Below are 15354 nucleotides of genomic sequence, written 5' to 3'. Positions count from 1 at the left end.
TGCTCAGCGTCTCTGACTTGAGTGTGTCCTTCTCCGATCCGAAGAACCCCGATACGAAGATTCCGATCGTCAAGAACATCGATCTGACCATTGAGCCCGGAGAGATCGTCGGGCTGGTCGGTGAGAGCGGCAGCGGAAAATCGGTCACCGCACTGTCGATCATGGGGCTCCTCGACCCCCGGTCCGCCCTCATCGACGGTTCCATCCGCCTTCAAGGGGACGAACTGCTGGGTCATGGTCCCGGAACATCACGTGCACTGCGCGGGTCTCGCGTCTCCATGGTGTTCCAGGAGCCGATGACGGCTCTCGACCCTGTCTTCACAGTCGGAAGCCAGTTGACGGAGACCCTGCGTGCACACACACGGATCTCAGCGAAAGAGGCGAAGCGGAAGTCGATCGAGATGCTCGATTCCGTCGGCATCGTCGACCCGGAAGCTCGCTTCTACTCCTATCCGCACGAGCTATCCGGAGGCATGCGCCAGCGCGTGGTGATCGCCATCGCCCTCCTCTGCGGTCCGGAACTGCTCATCGCAGACGAACCCACCACCGCCGTCGACGCGACAGTCCAACTGCAGCTCCTCGACCTCATCAAGAACGCGTGCGAAGCAACCGGCACGTCGGTGCTCTTCATCACCCACGACCTCGGCGTCGTCAGCCACGTCTGCGACCGCATGGCAACGATGTATGCAGGAGAGATCGTCGAGACAGGAGAAGTCTCCCGCGTTCTGTCTGCACCGCAGCACCCGTACACCGCAGCACTTCTGGGTGCGCTGCCACGGCCAGAAACGCGCGGACAGAAGCTCACGACCATTCCCGGACGTGTGCCGATCCCCGGCACAGAACCGGAAGGATGCTGGTTCGCAGACCGCTGCGCCTTCGTCGCTGATGAGTGCCGCCAATCGCATCCTTCGCTCGAAACGGGGCCCGCCGGAACCCTCACCCGATGCGCGCGGATCGACGAGATCGCACCCGCCCTCGCCGCGACCACCGGCCCTCGCAGGGACATACAGAGCGCTCACACGACAGGAGGCCACTGATGTCTGTTGCCCCTACCGCCCCTGCCGACGTGAAGACGAACGGAGCAGAACCGATCATCCGGGCACGCAACGTGTCGGTCGACTTCAAGATCAAGCGAAACAAGACCGTCACAGCCGTTTCGGACGTGAGTATCGATGTCACCCCCCGCTCCTCCATCGGACTGATCGGCGAATCCGGGTCCGGCAAGTCGACTCTGGCCCGGGCACTCCTGGGACTCGTCCCCGTCACGTCCGGGTCCGTCGAGTGGGAGGGCCACGACATCAGCAAGCTCTCTGCCGCACAGATGCGCAGATTCCGCACCACCGCACAAATGGTGTTCCAGGATCCCCACAGCGCTCTCGATCCCCGACGACGCATCCTCACCAGCATCATCGAGCCCCTGAAAGTCCTGGGCATCGGGACCAAGGCCGACCGCCAGAACCGCGCGGAAGAAATGCTCTCACTGGTCGGGCTCCGCATGGACCAGGCCAATCGATTTCCCCATCAGCTGAGTGGAGGTCAGAAGCAGCGTGCGTGCATTGCGCGAGCGCTCATCGTCGAACCGAAGATCCTCGTGTGCGACGAATCGGTCGCCGCACTGGACGTCGCACTGCAGGCAGAGATACTCAACCTGCTCAGCGACCTGCGCGACTCACTCGATCTGGCGCTCGTCTTCATCAGCCACGACCTTTCAGTCGTGGCCCACATCAGCGACCGCATGCACGTGATGTATCTGGGTGAAACCGTCGAAGAGGGCTCGATGGAGCAGATCACGTCCGCACCTGAACACGAATACACCAAGAAGCTGCTCGCGTCTCAGCTCACCGTCGACGGTGCGCAGACGGCCAGAGAAGACAGCGCTGCCGAGGCGGAGGTCCACTCATGAAAGTCGGCTCCGTTGTGACAGGACGCCTCCTGTCGATGATCCCCACGCTCATCCTCGCCACTCTCATCGTGTTCATGCTCATCCGGCTCATCCCGGGCGATCCTGCGAACGCGATCGCCGGTGAGTATGCGACACCCGAACGTCTGGCGGAGATCCGGTCGCAGCTGGGCCTCGACAAGCCCTTGGTACTCCAGTACCTGGGCTGGTTGGGTGGCCTCTTCACCGGGGACCTCGGCACGTCGTTCATGACGGGCCAGAGCGTTCTGGGGCTCATCCTCGAGCGCCTCCCGGTCACGATCACCCTCACGACCATGGGGCTGCTCGTCGCCGTCCTCATCGGCCTCCCCACCGGCATCCTGTCCGCGTCGAGGTCCGGCGGCCGACTCGACCGGTTCCTCACCACCGCGGCCACGCTAGGACTCGCTATGCCGAATTTCTGGCTGGGCATGGTCCTCATCCTGGTCTTCAGCATCTCCTTGGGCTGGTTGCCCGGGCCAGGCGGTCCGCTCTTCCTCGCCGATCCAGTCGGGTCCATTCGGGCGACCGTCCTGCCGGCCATCGCACTGGGGATGGTCGGCGGTGCAGAGATCTGCCGGCAAGTCCGCAGTGCGATGGTCGAAGACCTCTCGAGTGACCACGTCCGCACACACAAGGCGAAGGGCATTCCCTGGAGCCGGATCCTCTGGGTCCACTCCCTGAAGAACTCGAGCCTGCCCTTCCTCACAATCGTGGGCCTGCAGATCTCCCGCCTTCTCTCCGGAGCGGTCGTCGTCGAGACAGTGTTCGGCCTCTCGGGGCTCGGCACGCTCATCGTCACCGCGACGAATCAGCGCGAGTACCTCATCGTGCAGGGAGTGGTCCTCATCATGGCCCTGCTCGTCATCTTCACCAATCTCGTGGTGGACGTCCTCTACCGCGTCATCGACCCCAGGATCAAGTGATGAGTGCAACTGCTACGACGCTACCGCCCAGCTCCGCCGCAGCGGCAGCGCTGACCACGACACGACCGAAGGCACGCAGGCTGCCGATCGTCCGCTGGGCGAGCATCATCATCCTCCTCGCCGCGCTGGTCCTCCTCGCCGCAGGACGCTGGCTCACCCCCTACGACCCCACAGCTCAAGACCTGACGTCCGTGTTCGCCAGCCCTTCCTGGCAGCACTGGCTGGGCACCGACGACCTGGGCCGCGACATCTTTTCCCGCATGATCGCCGGCGGGCAGGCAACCATCGCGGCCTCTCTCTTCGCGGTCTTCGTCGCCCTTGTCCTGGGACTGCCCGTCGGGATCGCCGCCGGATACTTCGGCGGCTGGGTCGACACGGCTCTCATGCGGGTCGTGGACACCTTCCTCGCCTTCCCCGCGATCGTTCTGGCCATCGGCGTGACCGCATCCATGGGTATCGGCCTCGTGAACGCCATGCTCGCCGTCGGCATCGTGCTCGCTCCCGCCATCGCACGACTGGCACGAGCACAGACGCTGAGCGTCAAGGAGATGACCTACGTCGAGGCCGCCCGCTCCTTCGGTGCCAAGGGATTCAGTGGGCTGATCCTTCCTCACATCGTGCCCAACATGATCCAGCCGGTCATCGTCCAGACCTCCGTGATCTTCGGCCACGCCATGTTGGCGGAAGCGAGCCTGAGCTTCCTCCAGCTGGGTGTGCAGGCACCCGGTTCTTCGTGGGGCGCAGTGCTCTCCCGTTCGTACTCGTTCATGAGCCAGGCACCGATGGCCATCCTCATCCCGGGTATCGCCATCGCGCTCATGGTCTTCGCGGCGAACATCATGGCTGACGAAGCGCAGGACTGGCTCGATCCCAAGCGCCGTCGCTGAAAGGGTGAGGGGCCGGGACACCGTGTGGTGTTCCGGCCCCTCACATATTCACGTCGGTGACAGCCATTCATCTGGATGACGTATCGATCGGGCAGGGTCAGTCGACGACCAGTTCCGATCCAGCATCCTCGCGCGCATCTTCCTCAACGATGCGGCTCTCATCCGGTGAAATGCGCAACTTCGACATGTCACCCGTGTATCCGATCATCGCTAGGTAGGCGCGGGTCGCCTGGTCGATGTAGAACTCCTTGAGCTCTGGGTGCTTCCGGACCTCGCCGGCAGCGTCGATGTTCACCGCGCGCATGAGGTGTGCGACGTACTGCTCGTTGACGATCGGGTGCGCGTCCCCCGCTTCACGCAGTCGGATGATGTGCCGATGCGTCCTCCGGAACGGCTTGCCGACCATCTCATCAAGCAGCGTCGCGACCACCGGATCGGACGTCGACTGCTTCGCTACTTCGTCCAACAGCTCGATGTTCTCAACGTAGAGACCGACGAAAGCCTCGACGGAAGCGCGAGAAAGAACGACAGGATCATCTGCAACGGATCGGGGGTGATGGTGCGCATCGAGCAGTTCATCGCGCAACCGCGACGCAACGACGCGGAACATCTCTGACTTCGTGGCGAAGTACACGTAGAAGGTCGGTCGCGAGACTTCAGCGACTGCAGCGATCTCCCCGATCGTCGCCCCGTCGAAGCCCTTGGACAGGAACACCGATCGTGCAGCTGCGATGAGGGCGTCCTTCGTCTCCGATTCGAGCTCCCTGCGGATATCCCGCGCCGCCGTCCAATTCACGTCACGAATCGGCTGTGCCTTCAAGGGACCTCCTTCGATCGCGCGCGTCCTGTCTAGACGGGCGGTCTCATACCGCGCGCGTTCACGGTGTTCCCGTCGTCGCGCTGGCGGCTGTGAACTGCTTCCTCAGTTTGTACTTCTCTATCTTATTCGTGGGAGTCCGAGGAATGTCGCTGACGACCCTGTAATGCGCGGGACGCATGAACTTCGGCATCGCCTTCTGCGCAAAATCGCGAAGGCCCTCCTCCGAGACTTCAGACCCGTCAGTCGGCACCACGAACGCGACGATGTCGTCTTCATCTCCTTCCTCGCTCGGGACCGCGAACACCGCCGTCATCTGGACGTCCGGATGTCCGTGGAGCAGATCCTCCACCTGGAAGGAAGACAGGTTCTCACCCTTCACACGGATGCGGTCGCCCATCCGATCGACGAAGCGGAACGACCCGTCAGGGTTCTGGAGAGCCGAGTCCCCGGTGTGGAACCAACCGCCGCGCCAGGCCTTTGCTGTCGCCTCGGGCTTCCCGATGTACTCCGTCATCATGATGTGGTCGATCTTGGGCCGGACAACGAGTTCGCCGGGCACGCCACGTGGGCATTCGTCGTCGTTCTCGTCGACGATCATGGCGTCGACGAAGTGGCTGGGATACCCCATCGCGCCCTTCTCTGTGACAGAGGCTCCGTCGACGACGCTGAATCCGCGCTCCACGCATGCAGCCTCGAGGTCGGCCCCCATCAGCCCCTTGCGAAGATCGTCCGGCGTCCCTTCGCCCTCTTCCGTCTCCCGCATGACGATCTTGAGAGGTCCACCGGACTCCGTCTGGCCGAAGCCGGCGCTCACGATGTCGATCCCGAATCGCTGTGCGACGGCCGAATGCTGCAGCGGGAGCGGCTGCATGTGGACCTTATTCAGGGTGTTCGCCCGGTCTGCTTCGGATTCTGGAGCCTTCATGAGCCACGGGATCATCACATCGAGCAGAATCGCAGAGGTAGCTCCTCTGCGATTGATCCGATCCCAGAACTCGGAGGGCGAGAACTTGTTCCAGATCGCTGCCTCGGCGCCCTTCCAGATCGCTCGTCCGACGTTCGCGAACGCACCACCGACGTGGTACATCGGGAGGTCGTTGTAGACGACATCGTCGGCGTTGATGTACGACCGCAACCCATACGAGTACTGGTTGATCCACAGGTGAGGCTGCAGAACTCCCTTTGCCGGACCCGTGGTGCCCGAGGTGTAGACGATGTTCGCGGCGTCGCCGGGAGCGATGTCGATCGAGGGACGCGCCGCCTTCCTGGTCATGGATGACCATGGCAGGCGCGGCACCCCGTCCACCGTTCCCTCTGCATCGTCGTCGAACACCATGACCTGGATCTGCGTGGCGTCACTGACGTCCTCCCAGATCTCCGGGATCCTCTCGACGAGGTCCGCGTCGGTGAGGAGGAGCCGCGGCGAGGTGTCTTTCAACTGATACGACAGGAGCCGTCCTCGATACGAGAAGTTGACGGGGCTGTAGACGGCGCCGGACTTCCAGCATGCGAACATCATCTCTGCAGCGAACAGGCTGTTCGTCGTGAAGACCGAGATCCTGTCCCCCGGGACGATCCCCCACTGGGCGAGGTTCCCCGCGATCCTGTCGGTAATCGCGCCGAATTCCTCATACGTGTATTCGGTGTCCGTCTCGCCGTCGTATACGCAGACCGCGTGCGGACTGCGGTCCACCCAGTGATCGAGTCGTTCGGGCAGCGTGCTGCCATCGGCAGTCAGAAGGGCTTCCAGCTGAGCTGCAGAATCTGTCTCCATGTCGACACTCCTTCGTGTGTGAGATGTTCCGGTGGTCAGTCGCCTGTCACGGCCGGACGCCGAAGCACGGCTCACCGACCAGCCGGGGAAGAACCGCATACGCATCGACGACCCACTCACACAGCCGCCGCCGGGTCGTCCGCGGATCGATGATGTCCTGGACGCTGAACGTCTCCGCTGTGCGGAAGCGCGACGACACCTGCTCGAGCTCACGCGTGATCTCCGCAAGCCGTGCGTCAGGGTCATCGTGCGCAGCGAGTTCGGCACGGAAGGCCGCTTCGATCCCGCCCTGTGGCGGAAGAGAGCCCCAGTCCCCTGACGGCCAGGCCCAGCTGCGCACCGCACGGTGGCGGTTGACGATCCCTGCGCCGCCCACACCGTAGACCCGCCGCAAGATGATCTCCGCCTGAGGGATCCGGGCCTGATAGATCGCGGCGATCGCGCGTGCCCCCGTGCGGATGGTGGCATCCCGTTCCGCCTGCACGCCGATCGTCATCCCCGCCTGATCGGTGAGGCTCACCAGCGGCAGGTTGAAGGCTTCGCAGATGTCCACGAGTCGTTCGACGGCCTGGGCTCCCTCCCGTGACAGTGTCGCGCCCTTCGAGGGGTCGGCCGTCACCACTCCGACGGGATGGCCGTCCAACCGTGCAAGAGCCGTGTATGTGCCATCGCCGTACTCCGCGAAGCGGAACACGGAGTTGCGGTCGAAGACCGCTTCGAGGATCGGTTCGATCGCATAGATCTGGCGAGGGTTGCGAGGTACTGCGCGAATGAGGTGCTCTTCCGAGCGGTCCACGGGGTCCGAGTTCTCCACCACGGGAGGCAGCCCGTCCACAGACTGCGGGAGATAGGACAGGAAGTCAGCGACGACCTCGTACGCGGTCGCCTCGTCCGGGACGAACCTTTCGACCGTGCCGTTCGTGCGGTGGATGTCCTCGCCGCCCAGACCGTCCTTGTCGACGTCTTCGCCCGTCGCTGCACGGACCACGGGAGGGCCGGCAGTGAAGAGCTGTCCGATGCCCTGCACCATCACACCGAAGTGCGACATGACGAAGCGCGCAGCTCCCAACCCGACAGTGGGGCCCGCACACACGGAGACCACAGGCACACGAGACATGTTCTCGACCACATGGTTCCAGCCGGGGTTAACCGGCAGATACATCGCTTTCGCAGTGAGGACCTTCTTCACACTGCCTCCGCCACTCGCCCCGTCGAGCACCCGGATCATGGGCACACGCATCTCCCCGGCGAGCTGTTCAGTGAAGATCTGCTTCCCGTGGACAGCGGCATCGCCTGACCCCCCGCGGATGCTGAAGTCGTCCACACCCAGCAGAGCGCGCCTCCCGCGGACCCGCGCGGTGCCGGACAGGTAGTTGGACGGCTGGACACGCACCAGATTGCCGTCCTCGTCGTAGTCGCCGTAGCCGGCGAGCGGGCCGATCTCCTCGAACGTCTCCTCATCCGCGATCGCCGCGATCCGCTCGCGCGCCGTGAGCCTGCCCGTGTCGTGCTGACGCGCGACCTTGTCCGGGCCGCCGTGCGCGTGCGCGTCATCCAGCCTGCGCTGAATCTCCTCGACCTCTGCGCCCCAACCCTCATCGCGCGGCATGCTCTCGTCTTCCGTCGCGACTACCTGCGCGACGTCGGCCTTCTGCCCGTACGCCAGCACCTGCCCAGCCTCGACGACGTCTCCCGGAGCGACGAAGATCTTGTCGATCGTCAACCCGCTGCTCACGGACACGGGGTGTTCCATCTTCATCGATTCGACGACGAGGAGAACGGACCCCGAGGATACCGAGTCACCCGCATCGGCGTGGAGGGAGACGACCACACCGGCGAGCTTCGCCTCGATGGTCTGGGCCCCTTCCGGCACGTCGACCGCAGTAGATTCCGACGGTGCGGTCTCGATGCTGTCGCCGGCCAGCGAATGGTCGACCAGCGACGGGAGCTCCGCCTCCAGGTAGCCGGTGTCGATATCCCCCCGGAGGAACGTCTCATCCGTGAGGACCGCATGGAGGAGCGACCTGTTCGTCTGCACGGGAGCGATCGTCAGGTCTTCCAGCGCCCGCGCCGTCACGGCCGCAGCGCCGGCGAAAGTCTCCGACCGGCCGATGATCTTGGCAACAAGGGAATCGAACCGCGGGCTGACGCGGCCTCCGCCCCGCAGCGCGGTATCGACACGGACGTAACGACCAGCGGGGAGCACCAGGTCGTTGACCGGCCCCGCGTTCGGCGTGATCTCGCTGTCCTCTTGGATCGTCTCCGCGTTCAGCCTCACCTGTACGGCGAACCCGTGGGTCTCCGGAGGGGCTGCAAGGCACAGGTCAGCCAGTGAGCTCCCCGTTCCGACACGCAGCTGAGCGGCGACGAGGTCGATACCCGTGATCTCCTCCGTCACTGTGTGCTCGACCTGCAGCCGCGGATTGACCTCCATGAAATAGAAGGCATCCTCGGAGACGAGGAATTCGACCGTTGCCAGCGACGACAGGTCCACGGCGGCTGCGATCTTCAGAGCCGCCTCCGTCATTCCGGCCCGCAGTTCGGGCGACAAGGATGGGCTCGGTGCGATTTCGACGATCTTCTGGTTGCGGCGCTGCACGGAGCAGTCCCGCTCCCACAGGTGCTGCTGCGTCCGACCGTCACCGATCACCTGGACCTCGACGTGACGCGGACGCGTGACGAGCTTCTCGATGAAGAAATCGTCGGACCCGAAGTACAGCTGCGCCTCACGCGCGCAGTCCTTCATGGCGGAAGCGAGGTCTGCTGGGTCGGTGACACGACGCAGGCCGCGCCCACCGCCCCCTGCGGTCGCCTTGACCATGACCGCGCCGTGCTCACGGAGGAACGCCTCGGCCTCATCGACCGACGGCTTGAGATCAGTCGCCGGTACGACTGGCACACCGACGGACTCCGCGAGGCGCCGGGCGCGGGACTTGTCCCCGAACGCGTCAAGAGCGTCCGGCGACGGGCCGATGAAGACGACCCCCGCTTCCGCGCAGGCGCGGGCCAGTCCGGCGTTCTCAGACAGGAACCCGTAACCGGGGTGGAGGTGGGTCGCTCCGGCCGCGCGCGCCGCTGCCACAACCTGGTCAATGTCCAGATACGGGGCGACACCCACTCCGTTGAGCAGGATCGCTTCGTCCGCGTGGCGAATATGCGCGTCGTCGTCAGACGTGTGGATCACCGCCGCAGACATCCCCACTGCATGCACAGCATCGATGATGCGTACCGCGATCTCTCCGCGATTAGCCACGAGAACAGTCGACATCAGGACCCTCCACCGATTGACACCTATGTCAATTCACAAGTCAATCACCGGTTGACTCACCTGTCAATCAGCGCGATGATCGGTTGCGGAACAGTGCCCTACGCTGTGCGGGCGGCACGTGCGCCTCCTGACCGCGGTCGATGCCACCAGCCAGTGGAGCGACAGCGAGACCTGCCGGCGCCCTGGGCAGAGACGCCCGACGAACGAACGGAGACAATGATGTCGAAGACGCACACATGGGAAGCAGCCGCGGCCGAATTGGCGGGCCTACGCGATCTCTGGCCAGCCGAGGTGCCACGCACTCTGGAAGAGCCGATCCCGGGCGGAAGCCTCATCGACTACCTGCAGAAGTGGGCGAGCGAGCGACCCGAGACCGTAGCGATCCACTTCTACGGTCGCGACATCACGTTCGCAGAGCTCGACCGCTGCTCCGCGGCCTTCGCAGGATGGCTCCACTCTCAGGGAGTCGACCGGGGCGACCGGGTGGGCGTCTACCTTCCGAACTGCCCCCAGTTCATGATCGCCTTCCTGGGGATCCTCCGCGCGGGCGCTGTGCATGTTCCCGTCAACCCGATGTTCCGCACCCAGGAGCTTTCGCACGAGGTCCGCGATGCCGGCATCACTGCCCTGCTGGCGCTTCCCGATTTCGCGCCACAGATCGAGGAGGTCCGCAGCGAACTGGGCATCGACCTCATAGTCGGCTACACGCAGCTGGCCGACATGCTCGAAGGACCAGCGACGCCACCTGCCCCATTCGGGCCCGCGGACGCAGACCTCCCGACGGATTGGGCCGAGATCCTCGCGCATGCGCCGGCGCCGGTCGTCGACATCGATGCCGATTCGCTCGCCGCACTGAATTACACCGGAGGCACGACCGGCATGCCGAAGGGGTGCGAGCACACCCAGGGCCACATGGTCTACACAGCTCTCGCGTCCCTCGCCGGCCAGGGGCGAGCTCCTGGTGTGGGCGACAACGCCTCCCTAGGCTTCCTCCCGATGTTCTGGATCGCCGGCGAGAACCTCTCCCTGTTGCTGCCGATCGTCGACGGCTCGACCGTCGTCATCATGAATCGCTGGAACGCCCGCGCGGCATTGGACCTCATCACGTCCCAGAAGGTGACATTCATGGTCGGCCCTGCGGAGAACTACATGGAACTCATGGAGCTGCCGGAGTTCACGCCGGCCGCCGTAGCGTCGCTGCACACCTGCAACGCCGTCTCGTTCGTACGGAAACTAGACGTCGAGCTGCGCGCCCAGTGGAAGGAGGCGACGGGCGTGACACTCCGCGAAGCCTCGTACGGCATGACGGAGTCACACACATCCGACACCTTCACCTTCGGGCTGGGATTCGACGATCAGGATCTGCGCGCGGATCCGGTGTACTGCGGCTACCCCGTTCCTGGGACGTCGATCATCGTGGTCGATGCGAACCTCGACCCCGTTCCCGTCGGCGAGACAGGTCAGATACTCGTGCACTCACCTTCCCTGCTGACCGGCTACTACAACAAGCCGGACGCCACCCGGGACACTCTTGTCGACGGCTGGCTGCTCACCGGCGACACCGGACGCTTCGACGAGCACGGCGCCCTCACCTATCTCGCGCGGACGAAGGAGATGATCAAGGTGAACGGCATGAGCGTCTTCCCTTCCGAAGTGGAGAGCTTCCTTCGTGCGCACCCTGCAATCGAACGCGTCGCGGTGGCCCCACGCGAGGATGCGGACACCGGCCAGAAACCCGTCGCCTTCGTCGAACTGCGGGCGGAGGCATCGGCCACCGGCGATGACATCCGCGAGTGGTCGGCACAGCAGATGGCTGGCTACAAGGTGCCCGACGTCGTGATCGTCGATGCGATGCCAATGACAGCAACAGGAAAGATCCGCAAAGTCGCACTCATCGACGAACTTCGCGCGGAACACTCCATGGCGTGAAGATGGCCTCCCGGATCATCCTCCGGACTCTTCCAGCTGCTCCACGGCTTCACGTGCGCGCTCCTGCCTGGCCTCCTCGCTCAGCTCCCACCAGGGATCGGAGCGCTCCCCCAACCCCACCTTCGCCACCTGGACACGACCTCGAGCACTGGCCAGGGCGTCCTCGTCGCCAGCCCGCTTCGCCTGCTTGACGGCGTTGCGGGCACGGCCCAGATGGGAAGTGAGGGCACTTACGACATCGTCCGGCAGCGAAGGATCCGCACGACGCCACCGCCGGCCGTTCACGACGAGGAACCGCTCATCCTCTTCGACCATGCCCCTCACGATCCGTCTGTTCGCTGCTGGGTAACGCGGGCCGTGCCGATGGGGCACTGAGATAGCGCTTAAGTCGTGTGCGCCGAGCCAGCGCTTCAACTTTAAGGGTTAAAGTTGAGAGCCTTCGTCCGGAAGCTCGACCGTCAATCGCACCTGCACTACATCCGCGACGGCAGGAACAGAGCGATCTCCGGGAAGATGTAAAGCAGCACGACGGTGGCCAGGATTGGGATGCAGAAGACAACAGCACCCTTCATGATGTTTCCAAGCTTCAACTGGGGCGCCACACCGTGCAGGATGAAGTTGTTCATGCCCACTGGCGGAGTTATAAGAGCCATCTCCACCATGAGCACCACGATGACTCCGAACCAGATGGGATCGAGGTTCAACGCATCGACGATCGGAAGCATGATCGGCACAGTGATGACGACCATCGCAAAGGCGTCCATGAAAGCACCCAGGATGAGATAAAGGACCACGATCGCTGCGAAGATCACAGCCGTCGGGGCAGCGATCCCACTGATGAAACTCGCCAGATTGTTCGCGATCCGCGTGATCGCAAGCAGATAGTTGAGCATGAACGAGCCGAGGATGATCGCAAAGATGAAGCCCGTCGTGCGAACGGCGCGAGCGACCGCACTGAGGAGATTCGCAAGAGAAAGGCTCCGACGCACTGCGGCAATGATGATCGCCCCAGCGACTCCGACTGCGGCCGACTCTGTCGGAGAGGCGAAGCCGGAGTACATCGCGCCGACGACCAGCACGAACAGGATGCCGATCGCAAAGATCGGAGTGATGCTTCGGAACTTCTCCGCATAGGTCGCCGGATCACCCCCGGGCCCGAACGAGGGGCGGATCGCCACGATCACTGCAACCGTCACCATCAGCAGAAGGGCAAGGAGGATGCCCGGGACAAGACCGGCGATGAGCAGCTTTCCGATCGATTCTTCAGCGATCGTCCCGTAGACGATCATGATGGTCGATGGCGGGATGAGGATCCCGAGGCCACCGCCAGCGACGATCGCACCGGAGATGAGCCTCTGATCGTACTTCGCGTTGAGCATCTCCTTGGACGCAACGACACCCATCGTCGAGGTCGTCGCAACGCTGGACCCCGACGACGCGGCGAACATCGCGGACGCTCCGATCGAAGAGAACGCAAGTCCTCCTCGAACCCGCCCGAACCACACTCGGACTGCGTCATAGAGCTTCGCCGTGAGTCCGGATTCATACAGAATCTCGCCCATGAGCACGAAGAGCGGGATAGTGACGAGCGGGTAACTTGCCGCATGATTCACGAAGATGCTGTCGATACTCGCGGCCAACACATTCGGATCAAGAACGTAAATGACACCCACAAGCGCTGGAAGAGCCATCGCCACCGCCACGGGGACTGATAGCGCCATGAGGACGAGCATCGCGACGATCGCGATGGTCCCGACCAGGACGATCTCAGTCATGACTGCCCCCTCGTTCCGCGCTCTGAGTTGCCAGCGTGATCAGCATCCGTGACTGCGTCCCGTAGTCCTGCCGGGCCCTTCCCCGCTACGAGGCTGTCGTCTGCAGCTAGTGGGTCGTCAGGGTCTATCTCCGGGCTGTCGGTCTCTGCAGTTTCTGATCCCGCCAAACGACGTGCGGCGTTCACCGCGTCAATGAGAGCTTCGACTGCCCACAGCCCGAACCCCACGATGATGAGTACGCGAAACGGCATCTCTGGCAGAGTGATGAGTCCTCCGGAGAAGCTCTTCGCCCCCATCAATGTTCTGGCGAGATAGAGATATGAAATATAGGCGGTGGTTCCGGCGGTGAGCAGTTGTGCGAGAAGTTCGAAGCCGTGCCGAGCCCGTGGCGGGAACCGATCTGTCACCAATCGGATCGCAATATGCGCATGCTCACGGTGGGTATACGGCAACGCGAGCATCACGATGGCGAGCATTCCGTACTTGGTGTAGTCAACGACACCGTAGATGGGTTGCGCGACAATCCGAAGCACGACGTTGGACACGAGCAGCGCCGCTACCGTCAAAGTGAGGAGCACTGCTCCCCAGCCACAGAGCCTCGACATCCATCCGGCGGTTCGATCGATACCTGACCATAGGGTCGTCATTGCTCTCTCCAGTCAGCAGGAGGGGCGCCGCCGACACGACCGATCGGGTGTCGGCGGCGGTGAGAAGAGGATCGGATGAGGATCAGAACGGCCGTTCGCCGCCTGCCTCCTCAAGCAGGTCCATCCACGTATCGACCATCTCCTGCCCGTCATGCCCGCGCTCGTCGGCTTCTTCGATCCAGTCTTCCCAGACGGGCTCCGAAGCTTCCTTGAACTCGCTCAGGTCCTCGTCTGACATCTCGATGATGTCGACACCGTCCTCCGACGCGAGAGTGTCATTCGCATCGTCGACTTCCATGCCGTAGGTGGCGCGTGCAAGCTCTCCGAGCTCCGGCAACAAGGAGTCTTCGAAGACCTGCCGCGTATCGTCTGGCAGACCATCGAGGAACTGCTGGCTGATCGCGGGCGCGACGAGGGTTCCATATGCTTCAACCGCCGAGATGTGCGGAGCGACTTCATAGAATTTGAATCCCAGCGCGCCAACGTTCGTGTATGCAGTCGCGTCGATGGTGCCTCGTTCCAGACCCTGGTAGACCTCGCCGGTGGTCGTCTGCACAGGCGCAGCACCCCATGCCTTGATCAGATCCGCATTCGACTCAGAGGACGCACGGAATTGCATGCCCGCCAGGTCATCGAGCTTCTCGACTGGCTTAGTCGAGTAGATGTTGTAGAGATCCGAAACAGTCGCAGCCGGCAGCACGACTCCGTCTGCGGTCATCTCGTCCTCATACTTGTCGACGAACTTCTCCAGCACTTCGTTACCGGTGTCGATATCCGGGTACGCGTAAGGCATCGGTCCGATCGTGTACGGAAAGAGGTCACTATCCTCAAAGTACTCCGGAATAATGAAGGTGCCGTCGTACACGTTTCCCTGAATATCGGACAAGGCTGTGCCGAAAGACCCAAGAGTGTCACCGTCATAGATCTCGATGGTGACCGCCCCGTCGGTCTCCTCGTCGACCTTCTCCGTCCACGGGTCCCAGACATTCTTCACGTAGTGATGACTGGGAGGCACTCCTGTATTGATCCGCATCGTCACAGCGTCACCATCACTGCCGGAACCACCTGAAGAAACGCATCCAGCAGTGGCGAGCAGTGCAGTGGTGGCACACATGGCCAGCGCAGTGCGAGTTACTCGCACCCCCTTTGCTCGCATCACGGATCCGCTGAAACTCATCGTCATCACTACCCATCGGGCTCATGAGCACTCGTCGTTGAATGTGCCCCGCGTCGGTCGCCTCGTCTCAAATTAGTGATGTCCGTCATAGGTGTCAATAGAAAAGTGAGTGATCGATCGACAAGTGCTGCGTCGCCCGGGTGCCGCAAAGCGCTTGGCACTGCTCAGCAACCTTGGGAGGAAGTGCCTGAAGATGTGACCACCGTCTTGCGTCGACTGACAGCGGAACATCC

At 63.2% G+C, this 15354-nt stretch carries 12 protein-coding genes; 5 read left to right on the top strand and 7 right to left on the bottom strand.

The annotated features are described in order from the left end of the window. Window positions 1-23 precede the first annotated feature (23 nt). Genes JFC09_RS02555 through JFC09_RS02540 form a run of 4 tightly spaced genes read left to right on the top strand, consistent with a single transcriptional unit; the run spans window position 24 to window position 3731 of the window. The gene (locus JFC09_RS02555; protein WP_332839645.1) at window positions 24-1037 is read left to right on the top strand and encodes an ABC transporter ATP-binding protein; all 1014 of its coding nucleotides are present in this window, start codon (window positions 24-26) and stop codon (window positions 1035-1037) included. After that, the gene (locus tag JFC09_RS02550) at window positions 1037-1903 is read left to right on the top strand and encodes an ATP-binding cassette domain-containing protein (RefSeq protein ID WP_198392390.1); all 867 of its coding nucleotides are present in this window, start codon (window positions 1037-1039) and stop codon (window positions 1901-1903) included. The genes JFC09_RS02555 and JFC09_RS02550 overlap by 1 nt, the downstream gene beginning before the upstream one ends. After that, complete coding sequence (locus JFC09_RS02545) at window positions 1900-2844, top strand: ABC transporter permease (protein ID WP_198392389.1); 945 nt, start codon at window positions 1900-1902, stop codon at window positions 2842-2844. The genes JFC09_RS02550 and JFC09_RS02545 overlap by 4 nt, the downstream gene beginning before the upstream one ends. Then, a complete protein-coding gene (locus JFC09_RS02540; protein WP_198392388.1) occupies window positions 2844-3731 on the top strand; it encodes an ABC transporter permease in 888 nt (295 codons plus the stop codon). Before JFC09_RS02545 ends, JFC09_RS02540 begins: the two co-directional genes overlap by 1 nt. A 97-nt stretch (window positions 3732-3828) precedes the next feature. Here the strand turns inward: JFC09_RS02540 and JFC09_RS02535 are convergent, their stop codons facing one another. From JFC09_RS02535 to JFC09_RS02525, 3 genes are read right to left on the bottom strand one after another with little or no spacing between them, the layout of a single operon-like run. Beyond that, the gene (locus JFC09_RS02535) at window positions 3829-4551 is read right to left on the bottom strand and encodes a TetR/AcrR family transcriptional regulator (RefSeq protein ID WP_198392387.1); all 723 of its coding nucleotides are present in this window, start codon (window positions 4549-4551) and stop codon (window positions 3829-3831) included. A 58-nt stretch (window positions 4552-4609) separates the two neighbouring features. Then, entirely contained in the window at window positions 4610-6325 is a 1716-nt protein-coding gene (locus JFC09_RS02530) for an AMP-binding protein (protein ID WP_198392386.1), read from the bottom strand. Between the two features lie 46 nt (window positions 6326-6371). Continuing rightward, window positions 6372-9593 carry an acetyl-CoA carboxylase family protein gene (locus JFC09_RS02525; protein ID WP_198392385.1) on the bottom strand — a complete coding sequence of 1074 codons (3222 nt, stop codon included), beginning with the start codon at window positions 9591-9593 and terminating at the stop codon, window positions 6372-6374. A gap of 219 nt (window positions 9594-9812) precedes the next feature. On the opposite strand from JFC09_RS02525, the gene JFC09_RS02520 reads away from it, so the two are divergent. Further along, window positions 9813-11522, top strand: a complete 1710-nt coding sequence (locus tag JFC09_RS02520) for an AMP-binding protein (RefSeq protein WP_198392384.1) — start codon at window positions 9813-9815, stop codon at window positions 11520-11522. 15 nt (window positions 11523-11537) lie between these two features. On the opposite strand, the gene JFC09_RS02515 is transcribed toward JFC09_RS02520, so the two are convergent. From JFC09_RS02515 to JFC09_RS02500, 4 genes are all read right to left on the bottom strand, one after another. After that, window positions 11538-11837, bottom strand: a complete 300-nt coding sequence (locus tag JFC09_RS02515; RefSeq protein ID WP_198392383.1) for a biopolymer transporter Tol — start codon at window positions 11835-11837, stop codon at window positions 11538-11540. 158 nt (window positions 11838-11995) lie between these two features. Next, the gene (locus tag JFC09_RS02510) at window positions 11996-13255 is read right to left on the bottom strand and encodes a TRAP transporter large permease (RefSeq protein WP_198392382.1); all 1260 of its coding nucleotides are present in this window, start codon (window positions 13253-13255) and stop codon (window positions 11996-11998) included. A 38-nt stretch (window positions 13256-13293) separates the two neighbouring features. Then, a complete protein-coding gene (locus tag JFC09_RS02505) occupies window positions 13294-13944 on the bottom strand; it encodes a TRAP transporter small permease subunit (RefSeq protein ID WP_198392381.1) in 651 nt (216 codons plus the stop codon). 82 nt (window positions 13945-14026) lie between these two features. Next, on the bottom strand, window positions 14027-14977 hold the full coding sequence (locus tag JFC09_RS02500; RefSeq protein WP_232483120.1) for a TRAP transporter substrate-binding protein: 951 nt from the start codon (window positions 14975-14977) through the stop codon (window positions 14027-14029). Between the last annotated feature and the right edge of the window lie 377 nt (window positions 14978-15354).

Source organism: Brevibacterium yomogidense (assembly GCF_016107685.1).
GTDB lineage: Bacteria > Actinomycetota > Actinomycetes > Actinomycetales > Brevibacteriaceae > Brevibacterium > Brevibacterium yomogidense.
Note: the sequence above shows the minus strand (reverse complement) of the source record. Positions and strands in the feature narration are given on the sequence as shown.

Excerpts from the sequence above, each read along its gene's own strand:
- JFC09_RS02550 (WP_198392390.1), top strand. The coding sequence starts at position 1,037 with ATGTCTGTTGCCCCTACCGCCCCTGCCGACGTGAAGACGAACGGAGCA.
- JFC09_RS02545 (WP_198392389.1), top strand. The coding sequence starts at position 1,900 with ATGAAAGTCGGCTCCGTTGTGACAGGACGCCTCCTGTCGATGATCCCC.
- JFC09_RS02540 (WP_198392388.1), top strand. The coding sequence starts at position 2,844 with ATGAGTGCAACTGCTACGACGCTACCGCCCAGCTCCGCCGCAGCGGCA.
- JFC09_RS02530 (WP_198392386.1), bottom strand. The coding sequence starts at position 6,325 with ATGGAGACAGATTCTGCAGCTCAGCTGGAAGCCCTTCTGACTGCCGAT.
- JFC09_RS02525 (WP_198392385.1), bottom strand. The coding sequence starts at position 9,593 with ATGTCGACTGTTCTCGTGGCTAATCGCGGAGAGATCGCGGTACGCATC.
- JFC09_RS02520 (WP_198392384.1), top strand. The coding sequence starts at position 9,813 with ATGTCGAAGACGCACACATGGGAAGCAGCCGCGGCCGAATTGGCGGGC.
- JFC09_RS02515 (WP_198392383.1), bottom strand. The coding sequence starts at position 11,837 with ATGGTCGAAGAGGATGAGCGGTTCCTCGTCGTGAACGGCCGGCGGTGG.
- JFC09_RS02510 (WP_198392382.1), bottom strand. The coding sequence starts at position 13,255 with ATGCTCGTCCTCATGGCGCTATCAGTCCCCGTGGCGGTGGCGATGGCT.
- JFC09_RS02505 (WP_198392381.1), bottom strand. The coding sequence starts at position 13,944 with ATGACGACCCTATGGTCAGGTATCGATCGAACCGCCGGATGGATGTCG.
- JFC09_RS02500 (WP_232483120.1), bottom strand. The coding sequence starts at position 14,977 with ATGCGGATCAATACAGGAGTGCCTCCCAGTCATCACTACGTGAAGAAT.